Raw genomic sequence first — 15,462 nt, 5'->3', positions numbered from 1 at the left:
CCCAGATCAAGAGATGGCGATAGAGGTGATGCTTGTGCCTAAATTCAAGAAAAGAGACGTTGAGAGGAAGGGCGACAAGAAGACAGAGAACCTGGAGAAGAAGCTGATAGAAGAGAACCTCGATGATCTCGTGGGCACAGGCGGTGAAGAGGAAAAGTGACCTCCCACTCGGTGAGAATCCTGGCCGAGGGGCGCGTCTCCGAAAGACGGTTCGAACTGGAGAAGGGGCTGACCTACGACGGCCTCTTCGAGCTGTTGAAGGTAAACCCCGAGACGGTGGTGGCGCTCTTCGAAGGCCACCCCGTTTCCAACGACGAGGTGGTTGAGGCTGGCGACCTGGAGATCGTCCGGATAGTCTCCTCAGGTTGAAGGACCTCGTCAGCTGTTGCTCAGCTTTCCGCTCAGATCCTTCAGTCGGCCGATATTTTCCATCACCCTCGCAGACTCTCTCCTCTTCTCTTCTTCAAAATGGGTTATTATCTCCTCCAGGGTTATGGTCAGACGATATACCTTCATCGGCCTTCCTTTGCCGTCCTTCTTTATCTCCCGCTCCTCGACCCAGCCGTTGTTCCGGAGGGTTCTCATGGCGATGCTCACCTCCGGCTGCCGGAGGTTCGATCCGATCTCAATCTCTCGGGAGGTTGCCTCCTGGACGTTGGCGAGGTAAGTGATCATGCTGGCGACGTTTCGGGGGATTCCGAGATCCCGCAGAACCTCTACGAACTCCCGGTCGGCGTCGTCCAAAACTTTGACCGAAAATTGTCTCATAATAACCACATCTATTTTTCTGGTTACAAAATCATTCTCATATAAATAGCTTATTTTTGTTTATCCAGAAAGATTATCGATTCGAGATCTTGCGGCTCGATATACCCCATGGGAACCGACGACTATCCCCAGGGCCATCCCCTCCTCCAGGATATCGGCCATCTCCTCTCCGGCGAGGTCGATGGAGAACCTCCTCTTTAAATCTGATCTAATCTGATCTGCCGATAGAGGGAGGATCGAGCTGTTGAGGACCCTTTCGGTGAAGCCCACCAGGTCTTCGTGGACCGCCCAGGGGTAAATGATCCACCTCCACTCGGAGATCTCCTCGGCGTAGTAGTCGGGCTCAAATGCCGAGCTGGTCTTGTGCTGCAGAACTGCGGTCCTCACTTCCATCGGCCCCAGCCCCTCGAGGTAGCCGACGGCTGTGGCGAGAGTTTCTCCGGTGTCGGTGACGTCGTCGACGATCAGAACCCTCTTGCCGGATGCGTCCGCAGCCAGGGGGAAACGTACCACAGCATGATCCTTTTTTCGGGCTGCCATCCCCCAGTGCTCGACCTTCATGCTGGTGAGCTGATTGTGGACGAGGAAGTCGCAGACGACCCGGCCGGGGACGTAGCCGCCCCGGCCGATGGCCACCACCAGGTCCGGCCTCCATCCCGAGGCCTTGATCCTCCGGGATAGGGACTTGGCAAGATCGTAAAACTCGTCCCAGGCCACAAGGTCGCAGGGGAATGATTCGGGGTTCATCGAGATATGTATCGACGTTCGAATTTAAATAATTTAAGCAGCCTCGCCGGTTCTCATCCTCCGACCCGTTGGGATCGAAGGGGATGACGAGAAGGTAAATATACCATATTCTGCATCGCCTGGACTTATGGCAACGAAGCTGGACCCCTGGGGCGCGGTCTCGATAGACGACTACTCGAAGCTCTTCGAGGAGTTCGGGATATCGAGCTTCGAGGAGGTTCTGCCCCAGATCGACGATCCCCATCTATATATGAAAAGACATATAATATTTGGCCACCGCGACTACCAGAGGGTCGTCGAAGCAATGAATGAGAAGCGCCCCTTCGCGGTGATGAGCGGCTTCATGCCCAGCGGGAGGGTCCACCTCGGCGGCAAGATGGTGATGGAGGAGATCATCTGGCACCAGAAGCAAGGGGGGGACGCCTTCGTCGCCATCGCCGACATGGAGGCCCACTCCGTCCGGGGAATCAGCTGGGAGAGATGCCGCGAGATGGGGATCGAAGAGTACGTCCTGAGCATCATAGCCCTGGGCCTTGAGCCGTCGGCCACCATATACTTCCAGTCGAAGAGGGGAGCCGTCCGGGACCTCGCCTTCGAACTCGCCTCTGCCGCCCGGTTCTCGGAGCTCGCCGCCATCTACGGCTTCTCCGGGGAGACGAACGTCGCCCACATGGTCTCCGTTATGGTCCAGAGCGCCGACATCCTCCACCCCCAGCTCGCCGAGAACGGGGGGCCGAAGCCGGTGGTGATCCCCGTCGGCTCCGACCAGGACGCCCACATAAGGCTCACCCGGGACCTCGCCGGGAGGATGAGAAAGTTCCTGGTGGAGGAGAGGGAGGGGTACGTCAGCCTCCGGGGGAAGGCAGCGGGCCCAGAACTGATCGCAGCGGCAGAAGCCCGCCTGAAGGAGATGGGGTACCGGAAGGTGAAGAAATACGAGGAGCACGTCGACGTCTTCGACGCAAAGGACGCAGGGGAGGTGGAGGAGATCGCAAGGGAGCTGGAGGTGGAGGCGGGAGGCTACGGCTTCGTCCCGCCTGCGTCCCTCTACCATCGGTTCATGACCGGCCTCACCGGCGGCAAGATGTCCTCCTCGCGCCCCGAGAGCCACATCGCCCTCACCGAGGACCCCGAGGAGGCGGCAAAGAAGGTGATGAGGGCGGTCACCGGCGGGAGGCAGTCCCTCGCCGAGCAGAAGAAGCTGGGGGGCGAGCCGGAGAAGTGCACCGTCTACGAGCTTCTCATCTTCCACCTCTCCGAGGACGATGGCGAGCTTGGAGAGGTCTATGACGAATGCAAGAGCGGCGCGAGGACCTGCGGGACCTGCAAGAAGGAGGCTGCGGAGAGGATCCGGGACTTCCTCGTCGAGCACCAGCGGGAGAGGGAAGCGGCCCGGGAGAGGCTCTCTGAGTACGGGCTGTGAGGAAATTGTGAATTGAAAAATAAAATTCTATATTGAAAACGAATGAAAAGATCTTCTTAATACTGGACCATCCTGGGGAGCTCCTTAGCATGCTCTATCCAAGACTTCACCTCGGCGAGGGTTGGATTCCTCGTTACGAGCTTGTTGGCCTCGTTCACCTCCACCATCTTTGCATGGAGGTTCTCAGGGACCCTCTTGGAGAGCTCCACCACGGTGTCAACTCCAGCCACCTCCAAGAGATCCGAGTACTTCTCCCCTACACCCTTGACCCTGAAGAGGTCCGCCCGGTTCACCCACCCCAATATGAGATTCTCCGCGATCCCAGTGTTTTGAGAGATCCCAGTCCGACCGTTCTTGCTTGAGCCAGATTCGAGGAGCTTCTCGACGGTGTTGATCCCTGCATTGGCGAGGGACTCGGCATACTTCGGATCAATACCGCGGATATTCAATATGTTGGTCAATAAAACCACCAGATATTCCTTGTGGCTTTGAGCTCTACTTCTTAAATCCGAGATCTTTGGCTTTGCCTGCTTTTATCAGCTCTTCTGCCTGTGCGGGTGGTACATCTGATATACGATCACCCTTCTTCCCAAGTCCTTCTACATCCTTAAGCAGTTCGACTCTCACCATAAAGATCCTCCTTTTCTAGTTCTCCATCTCGATCTCGTCCTGTCATTCCGCCCATCAAACGATAGATTGATCGTTCTGAAGGGAAAGTGAACTTCAAGGGTTTTTCAGAGTCAAGTTTTGTCGGGAGATCTATAAATAATTATCTATTTCGCCTAATCTATATTAAGAAGATCGACGGCCGGAACACCCATCATTGCTACGCCGACCCTCACCATCAGGATGACGGTTCGAAGAGGAGGACGATCCAAGACAAAATGGCCCCCCAGCCTTCGGTCTCAACCCTCCCCCTTCCTCTTCTCCACCACCCGGATCTCTTCGATACAGGTCGTGGGGTAGTTTCCGGTCCCGTCCTTCTCACGGTATTTGACCATGTCCCAGACGTTAAGGAGCGCCGCCGAGACCCCTACCAGCGCCTCCATCTCGACCCCGGTCCTGCCGACGGAGGCGACGGAGACCGTCGCACTGATCCGATCCGGCTCCATCTGGAAGTCGACCTCGACGCCGGTGATGGGGATGGGGTGACACATGGGGATCGTCCGCGGCGTCTCCTTCACAGCCTGGATCGCCGCCACCCTCGCCACGGTGAGGACGTCACCCTTCTTCACCTCGCCCCTCCTGATCGCCTCCACCGTCTCCTCCCTCAGGCGGATGGTGCCGGTGGCCACAGCCCTTCGGCCCACCGCCGGCTTCTTGGTGATCTCCACCATACCGCCACGATATCCTTTAAGGTCCCCTGCCGATGTCATACGATCCCGTCCTTACGGATCAAAAGTTCATGGCAGCGGGTATATTCTCGATGACGTCGGTGGCCAGGAGAGAGTATCCCTTCTCCTGACAGGCCAGGTCCCCGGCGGTCCCGTTGACGAAGGCGGCGGCGACGGCGGCCCGCAAGGGCGAGGCCCGAGAGTAGAAGGCCCCCGTGATCCCGGCCAGGACGTCCCCGGTCCCTCCGACGGTCATACCGGGGTTTCCGGTGGCGTTCCCCCTGATGACGTCGCCGTCGGTGATCAGGTCCACCTCGCCCTTCAGGAGGACGGTGATCTTCATGTCCCTGGCGAAGGTCATCAGGGTCTCCCTCTGGACCCGACCCGGAGGGAGCTTGATGGAGCTGACACGCCGAAATTCGCTCTCATGGGGGGTGATGATCCCCTTGAGGGGGATTCCCGGGAGGAGGGCGTCGGCGTCCAAGACGACCCTCTCGCACTCCGGGATGATCTTCGCGAGGGCCTCCCTCGTCGCCGGGTGGCGGCCGAGGCCCATGCCGACGACGACGACGTCGTGGTGGGGGAGAAGCCCTCGGATGAGATCCAGGTCATCGGGGGAGAGGTGGTCGTCGGAGAGGGGCCGGACGATCAGGTTCGGCGAGTATCCTGCGATGGCGCCGGATACGTTCTCGGGGGCGGCGACGGTGACCAGGTCCGCACCGGCCCGAAAGGCAGCCATCGCCGATAGGGCGGGAGCCCCGGTGTAAGGGCCGCCCCCTATCACCAGAACCCTGCCGTTCTGCCCCTTGTGGCTCTCGGCGGCCCGGCCGACCACCAGACCCAAGTCTCCGGGGCCGGCAAAAAACTCCGCCTGGTGCGGTATCCCGATCCCCGCCACCACCACCTCACCGGGGATCCCCTCCTTCAGCCTGTGGAAGGTTACTGTCACCGCCGGATCGACGGATCTATCTGTGCCGATGCCGCTGGGGACGTCCACCGAGACTACGGGTTTATTGGAGGCGTTTATGGCGTCGATCGCATCCGCCTCGAGCCCCCGGACCGCTCCTTTGACGCCGGTACCGAAGACGGCGTCCAAGATCAGATCGTAGTTGGACAGCGCCTCCAGATCGGTCGAATCCCGGACCTCCCGGAGGTCGAAGCCGAGGCGCGCCAGGATCTCCCAGTTCCACCTCGCCTCTTCGGTGGCGATCTCTCTCGACCTTCCGATGAGGAAGACCGCCACATCAAACTCCGCCAGGTGACGGGCCGCAACCAGGCCGTCTCCGCCGTTGTTCCCCCGTCCGGCGACGACGGCGATCTTCCTCCCCTGGGCCCTCTTTCTGACCTCTTTAGCGAGGGCGGCTCCTGCGTTCTCCATCAACTGGAGCGGTGCCAAGCCGAAATAGGCGCAGTTTGCATCGACGGCTCTCATCTCGTCGGGAGAGATCGGTCTCATGAAGGTCCCTAATATCGCTGAAATGATAAAAGTTGTGGGGCGCACCCTCACCACGCGATCTTCTTTCGATAGTGGTTTCTCACCAGGATCGCCACCATGTTGATGGAGAGGACCAGGGCGAGGAGGACTAAGGCAGTTCCCCAGGCGTTCTGCTCGACGTCCCAGGCCCCCAGGAAGTATATCAGGTTCAATAGATGGTAGCAGAGGTTGTTGACGGGCTGGGTGACGTCGGGGACGAACCCGTAGAACATATGGACGGGGGTGGCAGAGAAGGTGACGGCAGTCCACATGATGGGGGCGGTCTCTCCTGCGGCCCTGGCAACCCCGATGATCAGCCCCGTCAAGACCCCGGGGAGGGCCGAGGGGATCACCACCTTCTTCACCGTCTGCCACCTGCTGGCCCCGAGGGCGACGCTCCCCTCCCTGAGGGAGTTTGGTACGCTCTTGAGCGCCTCCTGGCTGGTAAGGATTATGGTGGGCAGGTTCATCAGTCCCAGGATTATCGACCCCGCGAGGAGGGATATCCCGACGGTCGATACCAGGAAGGCAAGGCCGAAGAGGCCGTAGACTACCGAAGGGACGCCGTTGAGACACCCGACGGCTATGGTGACGATCCGCTTAAGCCCCGAATTTTTGGAGTACTCGTTGAGGTAGATGGCGGCGCCGATCCCCAGGGGGGCCGAGATGAGCATCGCCCCCATCACCAACCAGAACGTCCCCTCGATACAAGTGGCGATCCCACCCTGCTGGCCGAGGCGTAAGTGGGGCGAGGTGAGAAACTCCCAGCTTATGGCCCCGATCCCCCGGTAGAGGATCACGGAGATGATCCCGCCGAGGAGGATGATGGTGAAGACCGCGGATAGCCGGACCATCGAGAATACGAGAACCTCCCTGCCCCTGGCAGTGTAACCGTAGAGGAGGTTGATGGAGTCCTTTATCGCGAGGAAGCTTCCAACGACCAACAGTAGGGGGAGGACGAGACCGAAGGTGAAGACAGCACTGAGCCCCAAAAATTCGAACTTGAGGTCGGGGCCGATCCGGCCATAAACGACGAGGAGAGCTACGGCGGAAAGGTAGGCGAGATCTGCGGACAGAGCCGAAAACCTCCCCCTCGTCCATATGACCCGGCTCCGATCTTCTCCCCCCCGGTTGAGGGAGAGGGCGGAGGCGGATATGAGAAGGACGCAGACCAGGAGTCCTGCAACCCAGAAGGGGACGAGGGCGATCTCCTCCGGCTGGAAAAGAAGGTGGTATATCGAGGAGACGAGGATAAAGAGGGCGATGGCGATGGATGCCAGAGGTGCCGGCTTTATCTTCTTCATCTCAGTATCCTCCGAACTTCTTCTGGATCGCAGCCCTGACGAAGTCCGCCGATATGTTGAGGACGGTGACGATCACCAGGAGGACGAAACCCACGGCGAAGAGAGAGTGGTAATGAATCGATCCATGGGCCACCTCCCCCATCTCCCCGGCGATGACCGATGTGAATATGGCGCCCCGGTCGAAGGCGTCGAAGAGGGGGGACGGCATCCGGGCAACGTTCCCCACCACCAGGAGGGCGGCCATCGTCTCGCCGATGATCCGGCCGACGTTGAGGATAACGGCGGCGATGATCCCCGAGGATGCGGCCGGAAGGGTCACCCATCGGACGGTCTGCCAGTGGGTGGCACCGAGGGCGAGAGACCCCTCCTTGAACTCCTTGGGGACCGCTCGGAGGGCGTCCTCGCATATCGTCGTCAGGGCGGGTATGAACATGATCCCCAGGAGGATCGCCCCCGCCAGAATCGATCTTCCCGTCAACATGTTGAAGCTCTTCTCGAGGTATACGACGAGAACCAGAACCCCGAGAAAACCGTAGACGATGGAAGGGACCCCCGCCAACAGCTCGATGGCGGGCTTCAGAAACTCCCGGGACCAGGGTCCCGCCAGCTCCGATAGGTATATCGCCAGGGGTATCCCCACGAGGATATTTATGAATAGGGCGATGAAGGTGATGAGAACCGAGCCGACTATTATCGGCATCATCCCGAAGACATCTCCTGGAGGGTGCCACTTCTGCCCCAGGAGGACCTCGAAGAACCCCACCTCTCTGAAGGCTAGGAAGCTCTCGTAGGTGAGGAAGTAGAAGATAAGGACGATCACCAGGATGGATGTGATGGCGGCGAAGAAGAGAAACGCCTCTACAAAGTCGTCACCGTATCTCCGAGACCGGCGGACGGCGCGTTTATCTGGTGGATCCATATCATCATCTTTGCGGACGTTCATCGCTTAAAGCACTTATCTATATTCTCTATATAGGGAGGGTACCCCTATATATCTAGCATATAGCCCGCGAGGAAGGTCAGAGTATGAAGACGGTGGCAGGGCGGTGGGGGGTCAGTACTCCCCGAACTTCCTCTTGATGGCGGCCCTGACGAAGTCCGCCGATATGTTCAGGACGGTGACGATCAAAAGGAGGACGAAGCCGACGGCGAAGAGGGAGTGGTAGTGGATGGATCCGTGGGGAACCTCCCCCATCTCCCCGGCGATGACGGAGGTGAAGATGGCGCTGGGGTCGAAGATGTCGAATATCGGCGAGGGAAGCCTGGTGACGTTCCCCACCACCAGGAGGGCGGCCATCGTCTCGCCGATGATGTTCCCGACGTTGAGGACGACGGCGGCGATGATCCCGGAGGAGGCGGCGGGAAGGCTCACCCTCCGGACCGTCTGCCACTTGGTGGCGCCTAGGGCGAGGGAACCCTCCTTGAACTCCTTGGGGACCGCCCTGAGGGCGTCCTCGCATATCGTCGTCAGGGCAGGGATGAACATGATCCCCAGGAGGATCGATGCGGCCAGGATCGATCTGCCCGTCAGCATGTCGAAGCTCCGCTCGAGGAAGGCGACCAGGATCAAAACCCCCAGAAAGCCGTATACTATCGAGGGGACTCCGGCCAAGAGCTCGATGGCGGGCTTCAGGATAGAACGGGACCGAGGACCTGCAAGCTCCGAGAGGTATATGGCCAGGGGAAGCCCCACGGATATGTTTATGATGAGGGCCAGAAGGGTCACCATGATCGATCCGACGATTATTGGGGTCATGCCGAAGACGTTCCCGGCGGAGTGCCACTTCATCCCGAAGAGGAGGTTGATGACCCCCACCTCTCCGAAGGCTACGAGGCTCTCGCGGATCAGGAAGTAGAAGATCAATACCATCACCAAAATCGAGGTGATGGCGGCGAAGAAGAAGGAGGACTCGATGACCCGCTCACGGATCCGACGGTTAAGACCCTTTCTATTCTTCGGAGATCCCATGTGGGTTTTTGGGTAGTCACATGATATAAACCAGTTGTCCATATTTAATATATAGCTATAATTTCAGAAAATATTCTATATAGATTCATCTCAGAGCTGAGGGCGCAAAGCTGGATTAGGATCGAGGAGACTAAAGAGGGCCTTCTGACGGAGTCGGCCCCGGAGTCGGCCCCAATCTATATAGAGAATGGACTGTAAGCGAAATAATCGCTCCTATTTATTTTATTTGTGCAATCTTTACATAAGATTCTCTCTCTTGGCCTTTCTCGGTGGCATTGATTCGGATTTCCTGATGAAGAAGAAATCAGGAAAAAACGCCGCCAGAGCTGAGAAAAGAGGCATCTTAATGGATCGAAACTCAATGGCTCGAAAGCAATTGGCCCTCTGGGTCTTTGTCGCACTCTTCCTGACAGCTTCGTTTCCCACTTCGGTTTTTGGAGCCGGGATGGAAGAAGGAACCGAAGACGGAGCAAAGAGCGTCATATTCCTGATCGGTGACGGTATGGGATAAGATCAGGTGACCGCCGCCAGATGGGAGAAGGCGGGCGGCGACCAGCCCAACTACCAGCCCACCCTGGACAACTACCAGAACACCAGTCTGTACATGGACGATATGGAGTACGCAGGACACATGTCGACCCACTCTCTGAACAGCTGGATCACCGACTCTGCGGCGGCTGGGACGGCTCTGGCCACCGGCCATAAGACCTACAACGGCGTTATAAGCGTCGCCAACATCACCGCTCACGGGGAGATCATCGGATACGAGAACGCCACATTGTACGCCGTTCCCCTCAAGACCATCCTGGAGATGGCTTATGAGGCTGGAAAGGCCACCGGCGTCGTCAGTACCTCCAGGGTCACCCACGCCACCCCTGCCGCATACTACGCCCATATCGCCCACCGGGACTGGGAGAACGATATCGCCGAGCAGTGCATAAATAGCGACATGGAGGTCGTCATGGGAGGCGGTTCCAGCAAATTTTCCTTCGACAACAGAAGCCTTCTGGAGGAGGCAGTTCCCCTGGGATGGACCGTGGTAAGAAACCAGAGCGAGCTTATGGCCATAGACCCCGCCGCCACTGAGAGGCTTCTGGGACTCTTCACCAGCTCCCACATGGCCTACGAGCTGGACCGCGACCCAGCCGTTGAGCCGAGTCTGGCGGAGATGACCGAGATGGCCATCGACGTTCTCTCCAAAGACGAGGACGGCTTCTTCCTGATGGTGGAGGGCGCCAGAATCGACCACGCCGGCCACGCCCGGGACTACAAGAGGGCCGTGGTTGATACGCTGGCCTTCGACGACGCCGTCAAGGCGGCCCTCGACTACGCCGCCGGGAACCCTGAGACCCTGGTGGTCGTCACCGCTGACCACGAGTGCGGTGGCCTGGTCATGAGCGCCGTGTCCGGCGACTACACCGAGAGCTGGGCCCCTAACTTCGCCTCTGGAGCCTACCCGGTCAGTGATGACTATGCCGACCTCAACATCCTGGAGGAGGCCAGCCACACCTCCGTGGACGTGCCCCTCTTAGCCAGCGGCCCCACGTCAATCGAGTTTTCCCGGGGTCTCATCGACAACACCGAGGTCTTCGGTCTGGTGAAGAAGGCGATGGGGCTCTGACGGCCCCGCGCCGATCGCCTATTTTTCGAAAATTGGGGGATCGAAAGCGTTGACCAGAAAAGATGCAGAATCCAGATTTCGCCGGGCCCTGTGGACTAGGGCTGTACAGAAGATCCGGACAGCGATGGGATTTGATAACCCATCGTCAGACCTTCGAAATGCTCTTCAGAGGAGTTGAAAAAAATGATCAACGGGATAATCATGGTGAAGACAGTTCCCGGCCATGAGAGGAGAATTCACCGAATCCTCAAAGGGCTTGGTGGAATTAGAACGATGTACGTCCTATTCGGAGATTTCGACCTCTTACTGGAGGTTCAGGTGGGCGGCCTTTTGATGCTCAACGATCTCGTCGAGACGATTCGGGCGACGGACGGGGTAGTCACCACCAGGACGATCCTCGCCCAGACCTTCGAGGAGCTTGGGCCCATGGGGACCGAGGCCTGCTGAGGTGGGGCACCCAACCCACAGAAACGCCGCCTTGAAAAGTAAACGGTTAAAATTTGGCTCGGCTATGTCGAGAGGGGCACAAATCCCATCTCCCCGGCGATGGCCTGGCCCCTTTCTCCGGTGACGAACTCCAAAAAAGCCCTCTCGTCATCGTCAGGCTCGCCCCAGGTGTACATGTAGAGGGTCCTCGCCAGGGGGTAAGACCCATCCCCGATGGTCTTTGCCGAAGGCAACACCCCCTCGTAGGCGATCGTGGCGAGCCCTTCCTCCCGGGCGAGGTTCAAGCCCAGATAGCCTATCGCCCTGTCACTTCCGGCCACAAACTCCTCGACCTCGAAGCTGCTGTCGCGGTAGACCGAAACCCCGGGAGTGGCCACCCTCTCGCTGAAGATCTCGCCGGTCCCCGACCCCGGTGATCTCGATACAGCTGTGATCTCTCGATCCGGGCCGCCAAGTTCCCTCCAGCTTTTGATCTCGCCGGTGTAGATCGCCCTGAGCTGGTCCTGACTCAAGTCCTCGATCCCGGCCTCCCGGATGGAAGAGCTCACCACGATAGATACCGCGTCGCGAGCTATCTGATGCTCTGCCAATCGGCCTCCCAGGGACCCTATCTCAGAGTCGCCGACCTTTCTAGAAGTCATGGATATATCGGCGGTGCCCGCGGCCAGCCGCCGGAGCCCAGAATCCGTCCCGATGCCGGCGACGTTGACGACCACATCCTTCTGCCCGAGGTTGAACTCTTGGGCGCAGGCCTCGGCAAAGGGCTGAACTGTGGTGGACCCGGCCACCGAGAGGTTCGATGCAGCACCCCTGGAAGAATCGCGGAGCTCCAGCTCCTCGCCGCCGATGATGTAGAGGACTGCTCCGGCAGCGACAAATATGGCCACCACGATCCAGGTCATGACCGATTCAGGCCGCGCCATCCCTTCAACACCTCTTTCAAAATAATATCAATCTTTCCCCGAGCTCAGTCTTCTAATTCAACTGTAAGCCGTTTTGGGCCCCCCCATATTCATGGGCAGAATCCTTCTCTCACCTTACCGGCACAAATCCCATCTCCCCGGCGATGGCCTGGCCCTTCTCTCCGGTGACGAACTCCAAGAAAGCCCTCTCGTCATCGTCAAGCTCGCCCCAGGTGTACATGTAGAGGGTCCTCGCCAGGGGATAAGACCCGTCCCTCACCGTCTCCGCAGACGGAAGGACTCCCTCATAGGCCAGTGCCCTTATCTCTCCATCCCTTGCGCGGTTGAGGCTGAGATACCCTACGACGCCTCTGCCCGAGGCGATCGTCGCCCAGACCTCAGCTTCGCTGTAACGATATGAATCGGCTCCGGGGGTATCGTGATCGACCCTCCCCATAACGACCTCGTTGAAGAGATCTCTGGTTCCTGAGCCCACCTCTCTAGCTACGACGGTGATCGTTTCGTCAGGACCCCCCAGCTCACCCCAGCTATCGATCTCTCCGTTGTAGATCGCAAAAAGCTGATGACCTGAGATCTCCCTGACGCCGCCTTCATAGACGTCCGGGCTGACGGAGACGCAGATGGCGTCGATGGCGATGGGAAACTTCTTGAAATTATCGCCGTATATCTCCACCTCCTCGGACTTCACCTCCCTCGAAGCCATGGCGATATCGGCGATGCCGCTGGATATGCTCTTGATGCCGACACCTGTGCCGCTACCTATCACGGAAACGGTGATATCGTCCTGGTGGGAGTTCCACACCTCACCAGAGACTTGGACCAAGGGCAGAACCGAAGTAGACCCCACGATGTAGAGCTTGCCGCTCCTCTGGGTCGGTCCAGATGATCCATAGAGGTGGCTGTCCAAAAATAAGATCGAGCCCACGAGAACGACGGAGAGGGCGACGACGATGGCGTATTTCATGGCGACTGAGCGACCCTGATACAGAGGGAGGGCCCGGGGCCAGAAGGGTGAGGCCCCGGGCAGGCTATCATCTGCAGTTCCGGCTCAGTTTATCGATACGAACCCAAGCTCCTCTGCGATGACCTGGCCGTCGTCACCGGTGACGAACTCCAGGAAGGCACGCGCCTCAGGGGTCGCCTCGCCGTAGGTGACCATGATCAGGTCCCGCGCGAGAGAGTAGGAACCATCCTTTATCGTCTCAACGGAGGGGCTGACCCCCTCGAAGGCGATCGCCACCAGGTCTCCGTCCAGGACGTAGTTGAGGCCGAGGTAGCCTATGGCCTTGTCGCTTCTGGTTATCGCCGTCTTAATCTCAGCGTTGCTGCCGTGGTTGGTTGTAACGCCGGGGGTCTCGGCCTCAGCACTTCCCATCACCATCTCATTGAAGGTGTCTCTGGTGCCGGAGCCCACCTCTCTTCCGAGGACGTAGATCCTCGCATCATCGCCGCCGAGGTCTGCCCAGTTGGTGATATCGCCGTTGTAGATGGCCTGGACATCCTCCTGGGATAGATCGGTGACACCGGCGTCATAGACCGCCTGGCTGACGGCGATACATACGGCGTCATAGGCCACCAGGATCTCGACGAACTCCTCGTCGGGGTAGGCCTCCTTCTCAGAGTCCTTTACATGCCTTGAGGCCATGGCGACGTCGCTGTTCCCCTCGGCGACGTTCTTGATCCCGACGCCGGAGCCGCCGCCGGTGACGGATACGTGGATCGCGCTCTGGACGGCGTTGAACTCCTCAGCGCAGACCGCGCCGAAGGGCAGGACGGTAGTCGACCCCGATACCGATAGAGCGGTGGCGCTCTGGGCGGCAGCCAAAAATGCCACCATCAGAACGCCCGCCAATACGGTCTTTGAAGTTTTGCTCATACAGCCCCCCCACCCTGCGGGGATTATGTATAAAACTATCCGAAATAAAATAAATAGACGTATTGCTCCGACTTTTGCATATATAGTCTATATTTGAAGATGTATTCTATATACACGATTTTGTAATGGCAGAGGCGCCCCCTCTGCTACCCCATCTTGAGATAGATCGCTGGCACGAAAGATTGCCAAATCGATGATTGGGTCTATGGAGAGCTATATCAGTGAAAAGGAGGGCATTGACCATAAGGAATGAGATGCAAGTATATAATGTAAATACGCGAAAGTTCTGTAACGTCAGTTTATAGACCTATCTATATTATTTTCATTAATTTTATACCCTACCTCCTCAATGATCAGATCCGTTGAAACAAACCATCGCTATCAACGGCAGAAATTTTTGGAAGGGAAGGATAATGAGGGATATAGGGATGATGATGAAAATTTGGGGCTCGCTCATGGCGATATGGGCGGGGCTTATGGTGATGCTGATGGTCTCGGCGCCATCTTTGGCCGCCGATAACCCGGACGGATACTTCGTCGAGAACGAGCACTACTTCGAACAGGACGTCTCGGGCGATGGATTCGTCATGGCTTACCAGAAGGTGAACACGGAGACCCTCCAGCTCAAAAACTATATGCACGGAAGCGGGAGCATCGACGCGGCAACTCTGATCAACTCCAGTCAGTCGAAGGGGAAATACTACTATTACGATGAAAAAACCAACACCTGGATCAAATTGGACCCCCAAAAAAAAGGCGAAATACACTTTGTGGAGCAGAACGAGATGAACTATGCTCCCCGGAGCTTCGCCTACGGTACAGGCTACTATGCTGAAAACCCGGTGGTCTTTAACTCCAAGCTGAAGGAGAAGACAGAAGGCAAGAACTACCAGAGCGAGGTAGCAACCTCTATGCACCACCAGATCGAGTACGCCTCGGGATTCAATAAGGACATCAGGGTGAACCTGGAGTGCGTCGAGTCCCAGGAAGCTGGTGTCAAAGGCCACGGCATGGCGGAGATGAGGATAGAGGAGACTGTGATCGAGGGCACAGTCCACGTGGGCCAGCTGATAGCTGGCGGCGAAGATTACGGCTGGAAGAAACCGCTGGTCGAGATCGACGAAAACTACATTGGATCCTTCGCGATAAAGAAGAACATGAAGGTCTGCGCCGAGAAGAGCGCGAAGAAGAACGCCAAGGACTGGCTCTCATGCTGCGTAGGCGGCTACGGCGAGATGGAAGATGACGACAAGATCTGGGGAGAGAAGGAGATCTTCGACTGCACCTGCCGAGACGTCGCCTGGGGAGACTCCTGGTCGGACAAATCCAAAGAGCAGCCACTTTAACTTGTAGGATCGGAAAGGACGAAGCGGGAAGTCCCCATCCTTCAGGGTGGGGATGAAAGCGGAGTCCTTCCCTTTGCTTCTGCTAACCGATAACTATTTAAGAGAATAATGGGATACACACATTCTGTTAAATCCAATGAAATACAAGCTCAACCGATCTGCACATTCTGTGTACTCACTTCACTATCACTTGGTGGTAGTCATCAAGTACCGAAGGAAAGCACTCTATG

Annotated in this window: 19 protein-coding genes and 1 pseudogene; 8 read left to right on the top strand and 12 right to left on the bottom strand. The window is 57.9% G+C overall.

What is annotated here, in order from left to right:
* Nucleotides 1–13 precede the first annotated feature (13 nt).
* Together P0O24_RS04790 and P0O24_RS04785 are read left to right on the top strand one after the other, a co-directional pair.
* Nucleotides 14–160 (top strand): hypothetical protein, encoded by a 147-nt coding sequence (locus P0O24_RS04790; protein ID WP_316968599.1) that lies wholly within the window; start codon nt 14–16, stop codon nt 158–160.
* Nucleotides 157–369, top strand: a complete 213-nt coding sequence (locus tag P0O24_RS04785) for a thiamine biosynthesis protein ThiS (RefSeq protein ID WP_316968598.1) — start codon at nt 157–159, stop codon at nt 367–369. Before P0O24_RS04790 ends, P0O24_RS04785 begins: the two co-directional genes overlap by 4 nt.
* Nucleotides 370–378: 9 nt before the next feature.
* Here P0O24_RS04785 and P0O24_RS04780 read toward each other — a convergent pair whose 3' ends face one another.
* Complete coding sequence (locus P0O24_RS04780; protein ID WP_316968597.1) at nt 379–768, bottom strand: ArsR family transcriptional regulator; 390 nt, start codon at nt 766–768, stop codon at nt 379–381.
* Nucleotides 769–828: 60 nt separating this feature from the next.
* The gene (locus P0O24_RS04775) at nt 829–1,515 is read right to left on the bottom strand and encodes a phosphoribosyltransferase (protein WP_316968596.1); all 687 of its coding nucleotides are present in this window, start codon (nt 1,513–1,515) and stop codon (nt 829–831) included.
* A 127-nt stretch (nt 1,516–1,642) separates the two neighbouring features.
* Here P0O24_RS04775 and P0O24_RS04770 point away from each other — a divergent pair, with 127 nt between their 5' ends.
* Nucleotides 1,643–2,938: a tryptophan--tRNA ligase gene (locus tag P0O24_RS04770; RefSeq protein WP_316968595.1), complete on the top strand. Its 1,296-nt coding sequence runs from the start codon at nt 1,643–1,645 to the stop codon at nt 2,936–2,938.
* A gap of 56 nt (nt 2,939–2,994) precedes the next feature.
* Here P0O24_RS04770 and P0O24_RS04765 read toward each other — a convergent pair whose 3' ends face one another.
* The 7 genes from P0O24_RS04765 to pstC (P0O24_RS04735) all read right to left on the bottom strand — a co-directional run bounded on the left by P0O24_RS04765 (nt 2,995) and on the right by pstC (P0O24_RS04735) (nt 9,019).
* A complete protein-coding gene (locus P0O24_RS04765) occupies nt 2,995–3,408 on the bottom strand; it encodes a DUF4332 domain-containing protein (RefSeq protein WP_394356696.1) in 414 nt (137 codons plus the stop codon).
* Between the two features lie 25 nt (nt 3,409–3,433).
* The gene (locus P0O24_RS04760) at nt 3,434–3,568 is read right to left on the bottom strand and encodes a hypothetical protein (protein WP_316968593.1); all 135 of its coding nucleotides are present in this window, start codon (nt 3,566–3,568) and stop codon (nt 3,434–3,436) included.
* A 275-nt stretch (nt 3,569–3,843) separates the two neighbouring features.
* Nucleotides 3,844–4,314, bottom strand: coding sequence for a cyclic pyranopterin monophosphate synthase MoaC (gene moaC / locus P0O24_RS04755; protein ID WP_316968592.1), 471 nt, complete (start codon nt 4,312–4,314; stop codon nt 3,844–3,846).
* Nucleotides 4,315–4,333: 19 nt separating this feature from the next.
* A complete protein-coding gene (locus P0O24_RS04750; protein ID WP_316968591.1) occupies nt 4,334–5,728 on the bottom strand; it encodes an NAD(P)H-hydrate dehydratase in 1,395 nt (464 codons plus the stop codon).
* Nucleotides 5,729–5,775: 47 nt separating this feature from the next.
* Nucleotides 5,776–7,050, bottom strand: coding sequence for a phosphate ABC transporter permease PstA (pstA, locus tag P0O24_RS04745; protein WP_316968590.1), 1,275 nt, complete (start codon nt 7,048–7,050; stop codon nt 5,776–5,778).
* A gap of 1 nt (nt 7,051) precedes the next feature.
* Nucleotides 7,052–7,969: a phosphate ABC transporter permease subunit PstC gene (gene pstC, locus P0O24_RS04740; RefSeq protein WP_316968589.1), complete on the bottom strand. Its 918-nt coding sequence runs from the start codon at nt 7,967–7,969 to the stop codon at nt 7,052–7,054.
* Nucleotides 7,970–8,104: 135 nt separating this feature from the next.
* Nucleotides 8,105–9,019: a phosphate ABC transporter permease subunit PstC gene (pstC, locus tag P0O24_RS04735; protein ID WP_316968588.1), complete on the bottom strand. Its 915-nt coding sequence runs from the start codon at nt 9,017–9,019 to the stop codon at nt 8,105–8,107.
* Between the two features lie 292 nt (nt 9,020–9,311).
* On the opposite strand from pstC (P0O24_RS04735), the gene P0O24_RS04730 reads away from it, so the two are divergent.
* The 3 genes from P0O24_RS04730 (at nt 9,312) to P0O24_RS04720 (ending at nt 11,087) form a co-directional block, all read left to right on the top strand.
* Nucleotides 9,312–9,530, top strand: a complete 219-nt coding sequence (locus P0O24_RS04730; protein ID WP_316968587.1) for a hypothetical protein — start codon at nt 9,312–9,314, stop codon at nt 9,528–9,530.
* Nucleotides 9,531–9,536: 6 nt separating this feature from the next.
* Entirely contained in the window at nt 9,537–10,640 is a 1,104-nt protein-coding gene (locus P0O24_RS04725; RefSeq protein ID WP_316968586.1) for an alkaline phosphatase, read from the top strand.
* A 183-nt stretch (nt 10,641–10,823) separates the two neighbouring features.
* Nucleotides 10,824–11,087: an Lrp/AsnC ligand binding domain-containing protein gene (locus P0O24_RS04720; RefSeq protein ID WP_316968585.1), complete on the top strand. Its 264-nt coding sequence runs from the start codon at nt 10,824–10,826 to the stop codon at nt 11,085–11,087.
* A gap of 62 nt (nt 11,088–11,149) precedes the next feature.
* Here the strand turns inward: P0O24_RS04720 and P0O24_RS04715 are convergent, their stop codons facing one another.
* From P0O24_RS04715 to P0O24_RS04705, 3 genes are all read right to left on the bottom strand, one after another.
* Nucleotides 11,150–12,010 (bottom strand): phosphate ABC transporter substrate-binding protein, encoded by an 861-nt coding sequence (locus P0O24_RS04715; protein WP_316968584.1) that lies wholly within the window; start codon nt 12,008–12,010, stop codon nt 11,150–11,152.
* Nucleotides 12,011–12,119: 109 nt separating this feature from the next.
* On the bottom strand, nt 12,120–12,974 hold the full coding sequence (locus P0O24_RS04710; RefSeq protein ID WP_316968583.1) for a phosphate ABC transporter substrate-binding protein: 855 nt from the start codon (nt 12,972–12,974) through the stop codon (nt 12,120–12,122).
* 84 nt (nt 12,975–13,058) lie between these two features.
* Nucleotides 13,059–13,886, bottom strand: a complete 828-nt coding sequence (locus P0O24_RS04705; RefSeq protein ID WP_316968582.1) for a phosphate ABC transporter substrate-binding protein — start codon at nt 13,884–13,886, stop codon at nt 13,059–13,061.
* 428 nt (nt 13,887–14,314) lie between these two features.
* Here P0O24_RS04705 and P0O24_RS04700 point away from each other — a divergent pair, with 428 nt between their 5' ends.
* Both P0O24_RS04700 and P0O24_RS12605 read left to right on the top strand, forming a co-directional pair.
* Nucleotides 14,315–15,232 carry a hypothetical protein gene (locus P0O24_RS04700; RefSeq protein WP_316968581.1) on the top strand — a complete coding sequence of 306 codons (918 nt, stop codon included), beginning with the start codon at nt 14,315–14,317 and terminating at the stop codon, nt 15,230–15,232.
* Nucleotides 15,233–15,368: 136 nt separating this feature from the next.
* A pseudogene (locus P0O24_RS12605) lies at nt 15,369–15,462 on the top strand (IS200/IS605 family transposase); the annotation flags it as partial.

It is taken from the genome of Candidatus Methanocrinis alkalitolerans, from assembly GCF_029167205.1.
GTDB lineage: Archaea > Halobacteriota > Methanosarcinia > Methanotrichales > Methanotrichaceae > Methanocrinis > Methanocrinis alkalitolerans.
This window is presented reverse-complemented; position numbering and strand designations above follow the sequence as displayed.